The following is a 15927-nucleotide window of genomic DNA, read 5'->3' as shown; positions in this document are numbered from 1 at the left end:
CGGTCGTAACCCCTAAATGCCACAAACACTCAAACAACTCAATCTGATCCTGGACACCATTACCGACGGCGTAATGGTTGTCGACCCGCAAGGCGTCGTTATTTATGCCAATCAAGCCGCAGAACAATTGCTGGAACGCGGCAGCCTGATCGGCCATTCCCTGGCAATTCCGATTTCCGCCGACAAAATTCAATTTCAAGACATCAACTTGATTCGCCCCAGCGGCATAGCCTGGGCGGAACTGCGCTCCACGCCGCTGGAATGGGAAGGCGCGCCAGCCTATGTCATCGGGCTGCGCGACATCACGGCCCGTAAGCAAGCGGAAATCGCGTTGCAGGAAAGCGAGCTACTTTTTCATACGCTATCGAAGATTGCCCCGGTCGGCATTTTTCGCACCAACGAAAAAGGTGAGTGCGATTACGTCAACCATCGCTGGTGCGAAATCACCGGCTTGCATTTTATCGATTCGCACGGTGACGGCTGGATAGCCGGTTTGCTTGCCGAAGACCGCGATTCGGTGATTGCCGAATGGCAGCGTTGCGTATCCGCCTTGCAGCCCTTCAATATGCAATACCGTTTTCAACTGGCGGACGGCAGTGTGCGCTGGGTGGTGGGGCGCGCCGAACCGGAACTAGATGAAACGGGCGGATTGTGCGGTTACGTCGGCACCATTACCGATATTTCCGACATCAAAGCCAACGAAGAGCGATTGGGACAAGCCGCCGCCGTATTCGAAAGCACCCGAGAGGGCGTGATGATTACCGACGCCCAACGCCGAATTACAATGGTCAACAAGGCCTTTAGCAACATCACCGGTTACGATAATCGGGATGTGATCGGTCATAGCCCCAGCATCTTAAGTTCCGGCCGCCACAACGCCGATTTTTACCGGGAAATGTGGGCCAATATTGCCACTACGGATCATTGGCAAGGCGAAATCTGGAATCGCCGCAAGACCGGCGAGGTGTATCCGGAATTGTTGAGCATCAGCACCGTGCGCGACGGCAAAGGCGAGATCAGCCACTACGTGGGTGTGTTTGCCGACATTTCCAAGCTGAAGGCTTCGGAAATGGAACTGGAATTCCTGGCCCACCACGACCCGCTGACGAAATTGCCCAACCGCATGCTGTTCCTGTCGCGCCTGCAACACAACATCGAAAAAGCCCGCCGTCAGGCCAACAAGATGGCAGTGTTGATGCTGGACTTGGACCGCTTCAAGGACGTTAACGATAGCTTCGGCCATTTGGCCGGCGACGATTTGCTGCAAATGGTCGCCGAACGCCTGACTACCCGGCTGCGTACCAGTGACACCATTTGCCGGCTCGGCGGTGACGAATTCGTGGTGTTGCTGGAGGAAGTCAACCAACCTGAAACCGTCGCTCATGTGGCCACGCAAATCATCAATGCCTTGAACCAAACTTGGCAACTACCCAGCGGCCATGAAGTACGCATCGGTGTCAGCGTCGGCATCGCCATGTTTCCCGAACACGGCGCTTCGCCGGACGAGTTGATCCAACAAGCCGATACGGCCTTGTATCAAGCCAAAAATGAGGGCAGGAACCGCTTCAAATATTTCTCGGAAGATTTGACCCGCGCCGCGCGCGAACGTATCGATATAGAAATCCGCCTGCGGCAAGCTATCGAGCAAGGCGAATTGCGGGTGTTTTTCCAACCGCAAATTTGTATCGAGAATGGCGCGATTATCGGCGCCGAAGCCTTGGTCCGCTGGCAGACTGCCAGCGGCGAACTGATACCGCCGCTGCGCTTCATCCCGATTGCCGAGGAAACCGGTCTGATTACCAGTATCGGCAATTGGGTGTTGAGAGAAACCTGTCACCACGGCCAGCGCTGGCGGAAAGCCGGTTTTCCAGCCTTGCGTCTGGCGGTTAACCTATCGCCGCAACAGTTTTTGCATAGTGATATTAGCGACGTGGTCGCCAGGATTTTGGCAGAAACCGGTTTTCCGGCCGAGTGCCTGGAACTCGAACTCACTGAAAGCGCGTTGATGAAACGGGAAAAAGAAGCCATCGAAATTTTACACAAGCTGCACGGCTTGGGTGTGCATCTGGCCATTGATGATTTCGGCACCGGTTATTCGTCGCTGGCTTATTTGAAACTATTTCCGCTGGATGTCTTAAAGATCGATAAAAGTTTTATTGAAGACATCCCCAAACACACTGACGATATGGAAATCACCGCGACGATTATCGCCATGGCTAAGACGCTACGCATGCGCGTGGTAGCGGAAGGCGTGGAAACCGCCGAGCAACTGGCTTTTCTGAAAAGCCGGCAATGCGATCTTTACCAAGGTTATCTGGTCAGCAAACCGCTACCGATAGCGGAATTCGAAAAGTTTCTGACCGACTACGCTCTTAACAAAAATTTTGAGCCGGTGGTGTCGGCTTGAAACAAGCGCCGGCAGCCCTAAAGTGTGCAATCAATCCACTGTTTTAGCCAAACGCCGGAAAAAAGTTATAATGCCGGTTTTTTAACCTCACCAAAAGGATCAAAAGATGGCTGACAATCTGATTGCACCTTCCATACTCTCCGCAGACTTCGCACGCTTGGGCGAAGAAGTTGTTAATGTCTTAAATGCGGGCGCAGACATTGTGCATTTCGATGTGATGGACAACCATTTTGTGCCCAATCTGACTATCGGTCCCTTGGTTTGCGAAGCGCTACGCAAGCATGGCGTTACCGCCCCAATTGACGTCCATTTGATGGTGGAACCGGTAGACCGCATCATCCCGGATTTCGCTAAAGCCGGCGCCAGCTACATTACTTTCCACCCGGAAGCCTCCAGACACATTGACCGTTCACTGCAAATGATCAGAGACTTGGGTTGCAAATCCGGTCTGGTATTTAACCCAGGCACGCCGTTGCATTTCCTGGAACACGTACTCGACAAAGTCGACATGATTTTGCTGATGTCGGTCAACCCTGGCTTCGGCGGGCAATCTTTCATTCCATCCGCGTTGGATAAATTGCGCCAAGCCAGAAAAATTATCGACGACAGCGGTTTGGATATCCGCCTGGAAATCGACGGCGGCGTAAACGTGGCTAATATTCGTGAAATCAAGGAAGCCGGTGCGGACACCTTCGTAGCGGGCTCCGCTATTTTCGGCAAACCGGATTATAAAAAAGTCATCGACGACATGCGCGCGGAATTAGCCGCAGCCAAATAAGTCTGAATTAAAGACAACCGCTGCGGGATGTCCCGCAGCGGTCACTTCCCCAAAGCATTCACTATATTCCTTAAAACGGAATTCTCGCTCCCAACTCGATAGTGTGATCGGTAATATAGGCCTGCCCTAAGCGGTATTCGTATCGTAAAAAGCCCGCCCGACCTTCCGGCAAACTCAATGCCAACGACGTACCGATATTAAAATAGTCGCGATCCGGCGTATCGGTTTTTACGCTGAATCTGCCGGCACCGGCAGCCGCCTGACTAAAGCGCGCCTGAATCAAACGGCTTTCGTCCAGATACTGATGCACCCATTCGAAACGCACGCCGGGTGACAACACACCCCAAGAGGTACTGATCGCGTTACTGGCTTGACCGCCGATAGTCGATGTCGCCGAATCGATAGATTGGCCGGCAAACTCCATGGCTAAACCGCCACCGCCGCTTTCCTGATAGCTATCCACTTCGGTTTTGCTGTAATCCAGCCTTACATAGGGATTAATCACAAAACTTTGCAGCGCAAAATCTTTACCAAACCCCAAACTAAAGCCGTACTGGTCGCCATTAGCGCTACTGGTAGCCGTATTATCGAATCCGGTATATTGGATGCGCCGATTGATATCGAAGGAATGCAGCGCATAACTCATAATCCAGTCGATATAAAATGACTGCGGCAGGAAATAACTGCCATACGACGAAAACTCGTACGCATCGGTCGACATACTCCCGCTGTTTAAATTGTAATTGGTATCGGTAGAGCCGTAACCGAAGGCCGCACCCAACACCAATTCATCCATAAAGCTGTAATCCAGACCGAAGGTAACCGCCTTTCTGTCGGCTTTGAAGCCCCGTTCGCTGCCGGTATTGGCTTTTTCACCGACGTTGAATTGACCTTTCAGAAAGAAACCTAACGGGCTATCGCGAAACGGCTGTTCGTTTGGATCATCCCCAGCCGCCCCGCCCCGCGCCGGGCCTAGTGCTGTCATCAACGCCTTGCCGACCGGAATGGTTTCGCCGTTGACATTAATGGTGGAATAACCCAGTAAGGAGGCGCTTTGCTGTTGGGAGTTGCGCAAATTAACGATGCGGCCATGCACCACGGAAAATTGCTTGTAACCAAAATCCACGGCCGCCGCACCTTGCGCCGCCACCGCATCCGGAATCACCGCATTCAGGTCGGCGTTGTTTATTTCATTGCAGCGGGCCAATAAATCGCCGCCAGTTCCCGAGCAAGCACTGGTTAAACCTTCGTAAATTGCTTGCTGATTAGGGGTAAAGGTCGGATCGGCGGTTACGTTGGGCGTCGAGGTTATTGGCGTAGTGGGCGTAGTGGGCGTCGTTGGCGTGGTGGGTGGCGGAGCGACGTCGTTGTCCGCAATGCTGGCGACTGCTGACGCGCCCGCCGACACTGAATCACCGGTACAGCTTGGCGTTACATTCTGAAGAGATAAGGTCACAGTTTCAGTGCTTTCTACCAATGCATCGTCGATAATATTGATGGATACCGGCGCACTATCGGTATGAGACCCGCCAAACAAAAAGGGAACGCTGAAAGAAAAGGTGCCGCTCGAAATATTGTAGTCACTGCCTGCGGTTGCACTGCCGCCAGCAGCGACGACATCGCCGCTTATGGTGCAGCCGCCATAATCGCCGGAGCTGCTAGCCAGACTAACGTTAGCCTGGACAACACCATCCGCTTCGTTAAAGTTATAGGATCTGGAAGAAAAATCCAGAGTCCAGGCTTGTACTGAAAATGGCGCGAAAGATAAAGCGGCCGCCGCTGCCAGCAATACTTCCTTGGAACTGAATGCAAGGGGTCGAATTGCCCGGTTTAAGCACTGGCGCGAAGACATTGGCGGCATTGCCGTTAGTCCGCATAAACCCGATAATTTTTCTGAATGTAATATAGGTAGGATCATGAGAATTTAGCAGGTTAGATACAGCGTAATTAAAGAATAAAAACCTTGTATGCTAATTATGGCACTGAATACTATCGATGATTCCAAATCATTAGCAAACGGTCTGAATTCTATTATTGACTGCCATCATGAGCATAGATAAATGCTAGCGCATAAATTCTCAAACCAGTTGTTTCAACAAAAGTTATTGCTAAACGCTGTAGACAAACTCCAACTTCAACCTTTTGTGAAGCAAATCCACTGCCATGGCTAGAGTCCTGTATTGCTGGGAATTAGGGGGCGGCTACGGCCACACCGCCGCATTTCTGCCCATAGCCCGACAACTTAAAAGTCTCGGGCACGAGGTCGTATTCGCGCTTAAAGATTTGGAATACGCCGACACTTGGTTAGCTGCCGATCACTTTTGTTACCTACAAGCCCCGATACGCTGGCCTGACAGTCGTCCGCAAGCGCCAGCCTCCAGTTATCCGGGAATTCTACAAAACGCCGGCTTTACCGATAAAACCGGTCTGTTAACCCGAGCAAAAGCCTGGGAATGCCTTTATCGCCATGTAAGTCCTGACTTGATCGTATGCGACCACGCACCGACCGCGTTACTGGCTGCCCGCAAATTTGACACGCCTCGAGCGGGGTTCGGCACCGGCTTTTTTTCGCCGCCGCGCATCAGTCCGATGCCCAATATTCGCCCCTGGTTGCGCGTTAGCGATAAGGCGTTAAGCATTATCGAAAGCCAGGTGTTAAACACGACTAACTCGGTTTTAGAGTGTTTGAATACACCACCATTAAGGATTTTGGCGGACTTGTTAGAGTTTACGGAAGATTTTATCTGCACGTTTCCGGAGCTGGACCATTATCGGCAATACCGTAACGCAAATTATTGGGGACCCACCATTTTGCAGACGGACGGCATGAAGCCGACCTGGCCGAGCGTCGGAGCCGAAAAAATATTCGTCTATTTGCACCCGGAATATCCCGGCCTGGAAGTGTTGCTAAAACAGTTGCGCGCGTCACCATGGTCGATATTGGCACACATACCCGGCACAACGCCCGCATTTATAGAAAAAAACAGCAGCGCCAATCTACACATTACTCCGCAGCCGGTAATCATCTCGGCTGCTGCCAAACAATGCGATTTGGCTATTTGCCATGGCGGTATGGCGACATTGTCGGCATTTTTGCTGTCTGGCAAACCCTTGCTGGCATTGCCTTTTCAGCTGGAACAACTGATCAGCGCTCAAAACCTCGCTACTCTCGGCGCGGGCACTTACATCGCCGCGGAAAGCAAAAATCCCAACTACAAAACAGCCGTAACTGAGCTATTGCGCCATTCGAAACACACACAGACCGCCCAACAGTTTGCGGATAAATACGCCGGCTTCTCGCCCGCACAACAAGCTAGCGATATTGCCAAACGCTGCGAGATGTTGATGAAAGACGCTTACATCAAAGGCAATAGCTGATCGAGAATTTTGCCGTTAGTCGCAAACACCTGCTTTGGAAACACACCAGGATTGCCTTTAAAATCGGTGATGGTTGCGCCGGCTTCTTTGGCTATCAACACACCCGCCGCGATGTCGTAAAGATTCAACTCCTGCTCCCAAAAGGCATCGACCTGGCCATCCGCAACCGTGCATAAATCCAGCGCGGCGGAACCCAGGCGCCGCTGACCGGTAGTGGCTTGTGCGATACGATTAAATCGCGGCAGGTTGTTGTCCTCCAAATACTGACGCAGGCACGCGAAACCGGTGGATACCATGCTGCTGGCCAAACTGGTTTCATCCGAAACCCTGATAGGTTTGCCGTTTTTCCAAGCGCCCTTACCTTTTTCCGCGCAGTAATAATCGTCCAAGGCCGGGCCGTAAACCGCGCCCATTCTCAATTCGCCGTCAATTTCCAAGGCTACACTAATGCCCCAAAAATACTGGCCTTTCGAGAATGAATGGGTACCGTCAATCGGATCAACGATCCAGCGGCTGGTTTGATTGGCGGTTTGACCGCTTTCCTCGCCCCAAAAACCGTACTCGGGACACTGCTCGCCGAGAGCTTGTTTCAGATAATTTTCCACTGCGACATCGGCATCGGTGACCAAGTCGCGAGCGCTTTTTTTGTTAATCGCCAGAGAGTCCAGATCGTTGAAATATCGCATCGCCACATCGCCCGCCGCGCGGACGATGGTTTCTAAAGCTTCAAGAGTGATGGGCATGATTTTCCTGATTTTGTGGGGATGCGGGCAGGCGGCGATCCGCCCTGCCCGCTATGAAAAGCGTAGATTCTAACCGCTAATGGTTACAGATTGTGATAGCCGGTTTCTTCGTGCAACACAATATCCAGACCTTGCTGCTCTTCGTCTTCGCTGACGCGCAAACCGATGAACACGCCGATGAGTTTCAATAAAACATAGCTGAATAAAGCGCTCCAGGCCGCCGTCACTAAAACCGCAAGCGTTTGCACGCCGACTTGCTGGGCAATAGTCACGCCGTTCAATCCCAAGCCGCCGAAACTTTCAGCAGCAAACACGCCGGTTAAAATCGAACCGACGCAGCCGCCGACGCCATGTACCGGAAACACGTCCAAGGAATCGTCGATTTTCAAACGGCGTTTGACAAATTGCGTGGCGTAAAAACACACGGCGCCAGCCACAATACCAATAACCAAACCACCCATGGGCCCGACAAATCCAGAGGCCGGCGTAATGGTGCCCAAGCCGGCGACCATCCCGGTGACGATACCTAAAACACTGGGCTTACTAAAACGCAGCCATTCAATGGTCATCCAGGTTAAAGCACCGGCGGCCGCGGCGATATGCGTCACGGCAATCGCCATCCCTGCACTGCCGTCGGCTTTTAACGCGCTACCACCGTTGAAGCCGAACCAGCCGAACCAGAGCATCCCGGCACCCGTAACCACCATGGTCATATTATGCGGCGGCATCGCCACCGTGGGAAAGCCTTTACGGCGCCCCAACACTAATGCCGCCACCAGAGATGCCACTCCGGCGTTGACGTGAATCACAATCCCGCCGGCGAAGTCCTTCGCACCCATCGCCGCCAGCCAGCCGTTGCCCCATATCCAATGGCAAATCGGCATATACACCACAATCAGCCAAAGTCCGCTAAACCACAGCATGGCTGAAAACTTCATCCGTTCGGCAAACGCGCCAACGATCAAGGCCGGGGTAATAATCGCAAAAGTCATTTGAAACATGAAAAACACGGTTTCCGGAATATCGCCGATCAAAGTTTGCGTGTTCATGTCCGGCAGAAAGATCTTGCTGCCGCTCCCCAAAAACGGCTGCCAGCTGCCGCCATCGGCAAATACGAAGCTGTATACACCGGCCAGCCACAGTAGCGATACCAGACAGGTAATCGCAAAACATTGCATCAATACCGACAGCACGTTCTTGCTTCTGACCAAACCGCCATAAAACAGCGACAAGCCAGGAATGGTCATGAATAAAACCAGCGCGGTGGAGGTTAAAACCCAAGCGGTGTTGGCTTGGTTAATGCCTTCGGCCCAAGCCTGCTGCGGCAACATCAAGCTGTATGCCATTAGCATCAGCGTTCTTTTTATTGTTGTCATTGTCTTTCACTAGATGATGGTGTGTTGTTATTTTTAAGCTGTCTATAAACAACAAAATCGCCCTGGTCTGCGAATTTCGCGCAGACCAGGGCGATTTTTGATGTTCTACTGCTTTTTGTTTTTTGTTGAAGACTTAGATAGCGTCTTCTCCGGTCTCGCCGGTTCTGATACGGATAATCTGTTCCAGGTTGGTCACAAAAATCTTACCGTCGCCAATTTTGCCGGTGTTTGCGGCTTTGACGATGGTTTCCACGGCTTGGTCGACAACGTGTTCCGCCACTGCAATTTCCAGCTTGACCTTAGGCAGAAAATCCACCACGTACTCAGCGCCGCGATATAACTCGGTATGGCCTTTTTGCCTGCCAAAGCCTTTTACTTCGGTTGCCGTTACACCCGCCACCCCGATCTCGGACAAGGCTTCCCTGACGTCGTCCAGCTTGAATGGTTTGATAATCGCTGTAATTAATTTCATGCTATCCCCAAATTCGAATGATTAAAAAGCTGTTTCGTCACTGTTGCCACCATAATAAATAATTCCGGTAGAACCTACAATTTACCCGAGCAAAAGCACCAAAGTAGTGCTTCATGATAACAAAAACGGGCAGCCATCGCCGACCACCCGTTTCTTTTCGCGTTAACCGCAGCTTTCAACCCTAAACGTGATAAGCGGTTTCGCCATGCTCGGTGACATCCAGACCTTCGCGCTCAGTCGCTTCGCTAACCCGCAGACCAAGAGCCACATCGGCAATTTTGAAGGCAATGAAGGACACCACGCCGGACCAAACGATGGCGATGCCTACACCCCAAGCTTGACTGGCAAGCTGGGTAAGCACACTGTAGTCAGGCAAGGTTGCGTTGGTGACGTAGTCCCAGACGCCGGTACCACCCAAATCAGGGCTGGCAACCACAGCAGTACCCAAGGCGCCGATAATACCGCCCACCCCGTGCACACCAAACGCATCCAGCGAATCGTCGTAACTCATCGCGTGTTTCAAAAAGGTTACCGACCAGAAGCATACTGCACCGACTACTAAGCCCAAACCGATAGCTCCCATCGGCCCTGACCAGCCGCAAGCAGGCGTAATTGCAACTAAACCGGCCACCGCACCTGACGTAGCGCCCAACATGCTGGGTTTACCACGCACAGCCCATTCCGCGCCCATCCAGGCCAGAGTTGCCGCCGCGGCCGCCAACAATGTGTTGACAAAAACCAATGCCGCCAGACCGTTGGCTTCCAGGTTGGAGCCAGCGTTGAAGCCAAACCAGCCTATCCATAACAAGGATGCGCCTATCATGTTCATCGTCACGCTGTGCGGCGCGATAAATTCTTTACCATAACCAATACGCTTGCCTATCATTAAGCAACCGACCAAGCCGGCGATACCTGCGTTGATATGTACCACCGTGCCGCCGGCAAAATCCAAGGCGCCTTTTTGGAACAAAAAGCCCGCAGTCGCACCGGCAGTTTCCGCAGCGGCCGCATCGGTATAGGCATCAGGGCCTGCCCAGTACCAAACCATATGCGCCATCGGTAAGTAGCAGAAACTAAACCAGATCACGGTAAACAACAGCACCGCTGAAAATTTAACCCGCTCGGCAAATGCGCCGATGATCAACGCGGGCGTGATGGCCGAGAAAGTCAGCTGGAACGCTACATAGATGAATTCCGGTACATAAGCCCCTTTGCTGAAAGTGGCCGCCATCGAATCCGGGGTAATACCCTTCAAAAATGCCTTGCTGAAACCGCCGAAGAAGGCGTTACCCTCGGTAAACGCGACGCTGTAGCCGAACGTCGCCCACATAATCGCCGTCAACGAAAAGATCACAAAGACCTGCATCAAGATAGACAGCATGTTTTTAGCACGCACCATACCACCGTAGAACAAGGCCAAGCCAGGTATTACCATTAACGCAACCAGTACGGTTGCAACTATCATCCAGGCGGTATCGCCTTTGTTAACGGTGGCTTGTACGGCCGGTGCCGCCACTTCTTCCGCAAACGCCATGCCCGAGAGTCCAAACAGCGCGAACAGCGCCATGCCTGTTAAATATTTCATTGTTGGTTTCCCCATCTTCATATTAAAGAGCTTCTTCGCCGGATTCGCCGGTTCTAATCCGAACCACCTGCTCCAGATCGGTTACAAAAATTTTGCCATCGCCGATCTTTCCGGTATTGGCTACTTTCACAATCGCTTCGACGGCTTGCTCAAGCAAAGCATCCGCAACCGCTACCTCGATTTTTGCTTTGGGTAAAAAATCCACCACATATTCGGCACCACGATACAGTTCCGTATGGCCCTTTTGCCGACCAAAGCCTTTTACTTCAGTAACCGTCACGCCAGATACACCGATATCCGACAACGCCTCACGCACGTCGTCTAGCTTAAACGGCTTAACCACCGCTGTTATCAGTTTCATAGTTCAACACCTCTTTGCTTGAGTTAATAAATTCCCGAAACAAGCAAAGCATGATGCATGCCACTATTTATTCCCATGATTTTTAAAGCTTTATTAAACACATCCATTAAAAGAACAACAGAATCGCACCAAATCAGTGCAACGCTTTTTGGATTGCACCATTGCAACTCAATACCACCCTACAGGCCTTGCTCTGCCAGTTTCAGTGGTTTGCTTTAAGAATAAATAGGGCTTTGTCGCAACATAGCAACACTGCATTACTTTGGTGCAACAAAAAGAATTTGCACCATTGCGAATCATGAACTAGTCTACATATACCACCTATCTTATTGATTTTTAATAAATCGAATATGGCCTAAAAACTGCTATAGAATCTTCAGTAGTCACTGAACCAAGGGGATAACCACCATGAGAAACAACACAACGTTAACAAAATCACACAGCCGCGCTTGCTTAGCCGGATTAATGGTGATTTGCAGTGCCTCCGCTAGCGCGGACAGCTGGACAGAAGCATCCGGACTACTGGGTGCAGCTGGCATTGATCCGAACACATCTAAATTTATGACCGATCACAATCTGAAGGTTGGCGGCTGGCTGAACAGTAGTGTCGGCGCCAACATGAATAGCAACGGTGACGGTTTTAACGGCCCAGTGACATTCAACGACCGTAGCGGTGAATTGCAACTCAACCAGTTGTATCTGTATTTGCAAAAAGCCATCAATGTGAACGGCGACTCTTTCGACATCGGCGGTCGCGTCGATGTGATGTACGGTACCGATGCCGCGTTTACACAAGCTTACGGTTCATTCGGATTCGACCCCGGCACCCTAGCGGACAGTGACCGTGGCAACTGGGATCTGAATTTGAGCGGACACGGGGAGCGCTTCTACGGCTTGGCATTACCACAAGCATACGCCGAGTTTAACCTCCCATTCGGTAATGGTATCGCAGTCAAAGCCGGACACTTTTATACTCCAATCGGTTACGAAGTAGTTACCGCTCCCGATAACTTCTTCATCACCAAACCCTACACTATGCAATATGGCGAACCATTTACCCATACTGGCATACTCGCAACCTACGCATTCAATCCGAATTGGACAGTAATGGGCGGTGCAGTTACCGGAAGCAACTCGGGCGGCTGGGACGGCAACTGGGACAGAGACCTGGGCAACTGGGCTTGGTTGGGCGGGGTAACCTGGACAAGCGACGACGCCGGCACATCTCTGGCTATTACATCAACGGCTGGCGAACGCTCCGAAAACAGCAAAGACACATGGGCCATGTACAGCATCGTCGGCAAGCACAATTTCACCGACAAGTTGCATTACATCATTCAACACGATCACGGTTTTGCCAATAATATCTGGACCGGGAACGCAAGCCTTGCAGGACTTCCAGACGGCAGGGAAGACGCCGAATGGTATGGCATCAACCAATATTTGATTTATGACGTCAACGACAAAGTCTCAGCCGGTCTGCGCGCAGAATGGTTCCGTGATCATAACGGCATCCGAGTTCTCGGCCCTGGCCGTTGCTATGCTGCAGCAGGCACAGTCGGCGACAACTTCGCTTGTGGCAGCAACTACGGCGCTAACTATGTTCCGTTTCAAGAAGCCAGCGGATATTACGCCGTTACAGCCGGCTTGAGCTACAAACCGGCAAAATGGTTGAACTTGCGTCCAAACCTGCGTTACGACTTTACCGATAATGCTAAAGCGTTCGACAACGGTACACGCCACAACCAATTCTTGGTTACTGCGGACGTAGTCATCACTTTCTAAGGTTGGTAGCCTAAGTAAATCATCGTTATAAAGCTGTACGCCTCCATTGCGTTGAAAGCCCTTTGGAGGCTCTGTTTGTTATAGCTCTTTACTACATTTGATGATATTGTTAAATCGTTTAAGCTTCTCAACCAAAACAACTACAACCTACGGAGACCCTCACTAATGTCTGTTGATCACGTTCTGAAATTAATCCAAGAAAACGACGTCAAATTTGTCGACTTCCGCTTCTGCGACACTCGCGGTAAAGAACAACACGTTACTTTCCCAGCGCACACCATCGACGAAGACACCTTTGAAGAAGGTAACATGTTTGACGGTTCGTCCATCGCCGGCTGGAAACACATCAACGAATCGGACATGATTCTGATGCCGGACCCCAGCACCGCGGTTATCGATCCTTTCTTCGACGACAAAACCCTGATCTTGCGTTGCGATATTATCGAACCGAAAGACATGCAAGGTTACGCTCGTGACCCACGCTCTATCGCCAAACGCGCTGAAGCCTATTTGCAATCTACCGGTATCGCCGACACCGCGTTCTTCGGTCCTGAAAACGAATTCTTCATTTTTGACGACGTCCGCTGGAACACCAGCATGGGCGGCTGCTCCTACCAAATCGACTCAGAAGAAGCCGGCTGGAACTCAGAAAAAGTTTACGAAAACGGCAACATCGGTCACCGTCCAGGCGTTAAAGGTGGTTACTTCCCCGTACCGCCAGTCGATTCATTCCAAGACATGCGCTCTGCAATGTGCCTGGTTCTGGAAGAAATCGGCCAAACCGTTGAAGTACACCACCACGAAGTGGCAACTGCCGGTCAGTGCGAAATCGGTGTTAAATTCAATACTTTGGTTAAAAAAGCCGACGAAGTACTGGGCTTGAAATACGTGATTGCCAACATCGCGCACGCTTACGGCAAAACCGCAACCTTCATGCCTAAACCACTGGTTGGCGACAACGGCAGCGGCATGCACGTTCACCAATCTTTGGCTAAAGGCGGCGTCAACCTGTTCACTGGCAACCTGTATGGCGGTTTGTCAGAAACCGCGCTGTACTACATTGGCGGCATCATCAAACACGCCAAGGCATTGAACGCAATTACCAACCCTTCAACCAACAGCTACAAACGTTTGGTTCCAGGTTTCGAAGCGCCTGTGATGCTGGCTTACTCAGCACGTAACCGCTCTGCATCTATCCGTATTCCTTACGTCACCAACCCTAAAGGCCGCCGTATCGAAGTACGTTTCCCAGACTCCACTGCTAACCCATACTTGGCGTTTTCTGCCATGTTGATGGCCGGTCTTGACGGTATCCAAAACAAAATTCACCCAGGTGAGGCGATGGATAAAGACTTGTACGACTTGCCGCCAGAAGAAGAAAAAGCGATTCCACAAGTGGCGTTCTCTCTGGACGAAGCCTTGGCGGCTCTGGATGCAGACCGCGAATTCTTGACTCGTGGCGGCGTATTCACTGACGACGTAATTGATGGCTACATCGCATTGAAACAAGAAGATGTGACTCGTCTGCGTATGAGCACTCACCCTGTTGAGCTGGATATGTACTACAGCCTATAGGTTTTAAGACTGTCTCAGGCAGTCCCAAGCCAACCCAAAACCCCGCAAGCCACCTGGCTTAGCGGGGTTTTTTATGTCCCAATGGTTCCCAAACAAACCCGTCGAATCCCGTATTTTTACCCCCTATATTGTCCCGAACCACAACCTAGATTTACAATGCGTAAAAAATAGGGGACAAACCATGCTCACTGATACTGAAATCAAAAAGTTAAAACCCACCGGCAAGGAATACCAAAAAGCAGACAGTGGCGGATTAGCTTTAGTCGTAAGAGCAAAGGGCGACAAGTTCTGGCGCTATGAATTCAGGATTGGAGGCAAGAAAGAGAAATACGGCTACGGAAATTACCCCGAGATAACCCTCGATCATGTCCGTAGAATTCACGCAGTAGCCCGACAACTGGTAGAGCTGGGCACACACCCGGCAACGCTGCTTGATAACCTCGAAGCAAAACGGATGATTATCGATGGCCACGGCATTAAAGAAATTGAAGCGCGAGTGCTCGCCGCCAACCAAGCCGCAACGGCAAGCGCCCTACCAACTTTTGGAAGTGCCGCGGCCCTTTATAAATCCGAATGGGTAGACAAAAAGTGGAAAGACCCAAATAAAGGATTCTTACCTGTGACACGACACTTGCTTCCCGTGCTGGGGGAAATACCACTGGAAGCCATCGACGTTCCGACACTTCGAGAGCTGATCTATGACATTCGCGAACGAGTAGGCACCCCAACCGCCCTATCCTGCCATGCTTGGGCTGATCGAGTGTTTGGCTATGCCCTAGAGCATAATTTATGCATCAATAACCCAGCCACAGCGATTAAGCCCGCCAGAGTTGGTAACCGCAACAAGCGCACCCGGTGGCTAAGTACACCCGAAATCAGGCGCTATCTGATCAGCCTATATCAAGCCAATTGCTATCGTGGCTATAAGCTTGGCCTGCACCTGCTATTAATGCTGGCACTCAGAAAGCAAGAACTCACTGGCGCTGCTTGGAGTGAAATCGACTTCGATAAAGGCGAAATGCTGATACCGGCTGGCCGGATGAAAACCAAAAAGGATCATCTGGTTATGCTGCCAAATCAAGCCATTGAAATGCTTCGAGAATTGCAAAGGCTGTCCAGTGGTAGCCCTTGGGTTATGCCGATGCCGACCGACCCAACAAGAGCCATGCACAGTAACAACCTAAGCGGAGCACATGCAGCGGCCTTAGGGGCTGGTGACATTACCGACTACAACATTCACGACCACCGGCATACGGCCTCGACTCACCTAAGAGAACAAGGTCACTCGCCGGAAGTCGTGGAAACCGCGCTAAGCCACGCCATACCGGGTATGGCCGGCACCTATTCCCATGCCCAGTACAAAACCCAACGACTGGAAATGCTGCAATCATGGGCCAACTTTCTCGACAGCGTGATGAATGAGCGGGTAGTGATACAAGCCACTTTCAGGAAAGCGATATAATCGAA

12 protein-coding genes are annotated in these 15927 nt (G+C 51.4%); 6 read left to right on the top strand and 6 right to left on the bottom strand.

Going from position 1 to position 15927, the window contains the following annotated elements; genetic code table 11:
• Nucleotides 1-16 precede the first annotated feature (16 nt).
• Both ACH5Y9_RS03525 and rpe read left to right on the top strand, forming a co-directional pair.
• Nucleotides 17-2407: a sensor domain-containing protein gene (locus ACH5Y9_RS03525; RefSeq protein WP_445368539.1), complete on the top strand. Its 2391-nt coding sequence runs from the start codon at nt 17-19 to the stop codon at nt 2405-2407.
• 106 nt (nt 2408-2513) lie between these two features.
• On the top strand, nt 2514-3185 hold the full coding sequence (gene rpe / locus ACH5Y9_RS03520; protein ID WP_319962556.1) for a ribulose-phosphate 3-epimerase: 672 nt from the start codon (nt 2514-2516) through the stop codon (nt 3183-3185).
• 70 nt (nt 3186-3255) lie between these two features.
• Here rpe and ACH5Y9_RS03515 read toward each other — a convergent pair whose 3' ends face one another.
• Nucleotides 3256-5037: an autotransporter domain-containing protein gene (locus tag ACH5Y9_RS03515; protein WP_445368538.1), complete on the bottom strand. Its 1782-nt coding sequence runs from the start codon at nt 5035-5037 to the stop codon at nt 3256-3258.
• Between the two features lie 311 nt (nt 5038-5348).
• Here ACH5Y9_RS03515 and ACH5Y9_RS03510 point away from each other — a divergent pair, with 311 nt between their 5' ends.
• Complete coding sequence (locus tag ACH5Y9_RS03510; protein ID WP_445368537.1) at nt 5349-6563, top strand: glycosyltransferase; 1215 nt, start codon at nt 5349-5351, stop codon at nt 6561-6563.
• Here the strand turns inward: ACH5Y9_RS03510 and ACH5Y9_RS03505 are convergent.
• From ACH5Y9_RS03505 to ACH5Y9_RS03485, 5 genes are all read right to left on the bottom strand, one after another.
• Nucleotides 6542-7306, bottom strand: coding sequence for an inositol monophosphatase family protein (locus tag ACH5Y9_RS03505; protein ID WP_445368536.1), 765 nt, complete (start codon nt 7304-7306; stop codon nt 6542-6544). The two genes, ACH5Y9_RS03510 and ACH5Y9_RS03505, sit on opposite strands and share 22 nt — an antisense overlap.
• A gap of 83 nt (nt 7307-7389) precedes the next feature.
• Nucleotides 7390-8658: an ammonium transporter gene (locus tag ACH5Y9_RS03500; protein WP_205454462.1), complete on the bottom strand. Its 1269-nt coding sequence runs from the start codon at nt 8656-8658 to the stop codon at nt 7390-7392.
• A gap of 157 nt (nt 8659-8815) precedes the next feature.
• On the bottom strand, nt 8816-9154 hold the full coding sequence (locus ACH5Y9_RS03495; RefSeq protein WP_020485493.1) for a P-II family nitrogen regulator: 339 nt from the start codon (nt 9152-9154) through the stop codon (nt 8816-8818).
• 181 nt (nt 9155-9335) lie between these two features.
• Entirely contained in the window at nt 9336-10739 is a 1404-nt protein-coding gene (locus tag ACH5Y9_RS03490; RefSeq protein ID WP_101055169.1) for an ammonium transporter, read from the bottom strand.
• A 22-nt stretch (nt 10740-10761) separates the two neighbouring features.
• The gene (locus ACH5Y9_RS03485) at nt 10762-11100 is read right to left on the bottom strand and encodes a P-II family nitrogen regulator (RefSeq protein WP_020485491.1); all 339 of its coding nucleotides are present in this window, start codon (nt 11098-11100) and stop codon (nt 10762-10764) included.
• A 561-nt stretch (nt 11101-11661) separates the two neighbouring features.
• On the opposite strand from ACH5Y9_RS03485, the gene ACH5Y9_RS03480 reads away from it, so the two are divergent.
• The 3 genes from ACH5Y9_RS03480 to ACH5Y9_RS03470 all read left to right on the top strand — a co-directional run bounded on the left by ACH5Y9_RS03480 (nt 11662) and on the right by ACH5Y9_RS03470 (nt 15922).
• The gene (locus ACH5Y9_RS03480; protein WP_253734467.1) at nt 11662-12885 is read left to right on the top strand and encodes a porin; all 1224 of its coding nucleotides are present in this window, start codon (nt 11662-11664) and stop codon (nt 12883-12885) included.
• Nucleotides 12886-13050: 165 nt separating this feature from the next.
• Nucleotides 13051-14460 carry a glutamate--ammonia ligase gene (gene glnA, locus ACH5Y9_RS03475; RefSeq protein WP_020485489.1) on the top strand — a complete coding sequence of 470 codons (1410 nt, stop codon included), beginning with the start codon at nt 13051-13053 and terminating at the stop codon, nt 14458-14460.
• 181 nt (nt 14461-14641) lie between these two features.
• A complete protein-coding gene (locus ACH5Y9_RS03470; protein WP_445368535.1) occupies nt 14642-15922 on the top strand; it encodes a tyrosine-type recombinase/integrase in 1281 nt (426 codons plus the stop codon).
• Nucleotides 15923-15927 lie beyond the last annotated feature (5 nt).

This window comes from Methylomonas sp. BW4-1 (assembly GCF_052474385.1).
Note: the sequence above shows the minus strand (reverse complement) of the source record. Positions and strands in the feature narration are given on the sequence as shown.

Excerpts from the sequence above, each read along its gene's own strand:
- ACH5Y9_RS03485 (WP_020485491.1), bottom strand. The coding sequence starts at position 11,100 with ATGAAACTGATAACAGCGGTGGTTAAGCCGTTTAAGCTAGACGACGTG.
- ACH5Y9_RS03470 (WP_445368535.1), top strand. The coding sequence starts at position 14,642 with ATGCTCACTGATACTGAAATCAAAAAGTTAAAACCCACCGGCAAGGAA.
- rpe (WP_319962556.1), top strand. The coding sequence starts at position 2,514 with ATGGCTGACAATCTGATTGCACCTTCCATACTCTCCGCAGACTTCGCA.
- ACH5Y9_RS03525 (WP_445368539.1), top strand. The coding sequence starts at position 17 with ATGCCACAAACACTCAAACAACTCAATCTGATCCTGGACACCATTACC.
- ACH5Y9_RS03490 (WP_101055169.1), bottom strand. The coding sequence starts at position 10,739 with ATGAAATATTTAACAGGCATGGCGCTGTTCGCGCTGTTTGGACTCTCG.
- ACH5Y9_RS03515 (WP_445368538.1), bottom strand. The coding sequence starts at position 5,037 with ATGTCTTCGCGCCAGTGCTTAAACCGGGCAATTCGACCCCTTGCATTC.
- ACH5Y9_RS03505 (WP_445368536.1), bottom strand. The coding sequence starts at position 7,306 with ATGCCCATCACTCTTGAAGCTTTAGAAACCATCGTCCGCGCGGCGGGC.
- ACH5Y9_RS03510 (WP_445368537.1), top strand. The coding sequence starts at position 5,349 with ATGGCTAGAGTCCTGTATTGCTGGGAATTAGGGGGCGGCTACGGCCAC.
- glnA (WP_020485489.1), top strand. The coding sequence starts at position 13,051 with ATGTCTGTTGATCACGTTCTGAAATTAATCCAAGAAAACGACGTCAAA.
- ACH5Y9_RS03500 (WP_205454462.1), bottom strand. The coding sequence starts at position 8,658 with ATGCTAATGGCATACAGCTTGATGTTGCCGCAGCAGGCTTGGGCCGAA.
- ACH5Y9_RS03480 (WP_253734467.1), top strand. The coding sequence starts at position 11,662 with ATGACCGATCACAATCTGAAGGTTGGCGGCTGGCTGAACAGTAGTGTC.
- ACH5Y9_RS03495 (WP_020485493.1), bottom strand. The coding sequence starts at position 9,154 with ATGAAATTAATTACAGCGATTATCAAACCATTCAAGCTGGACGACGTC.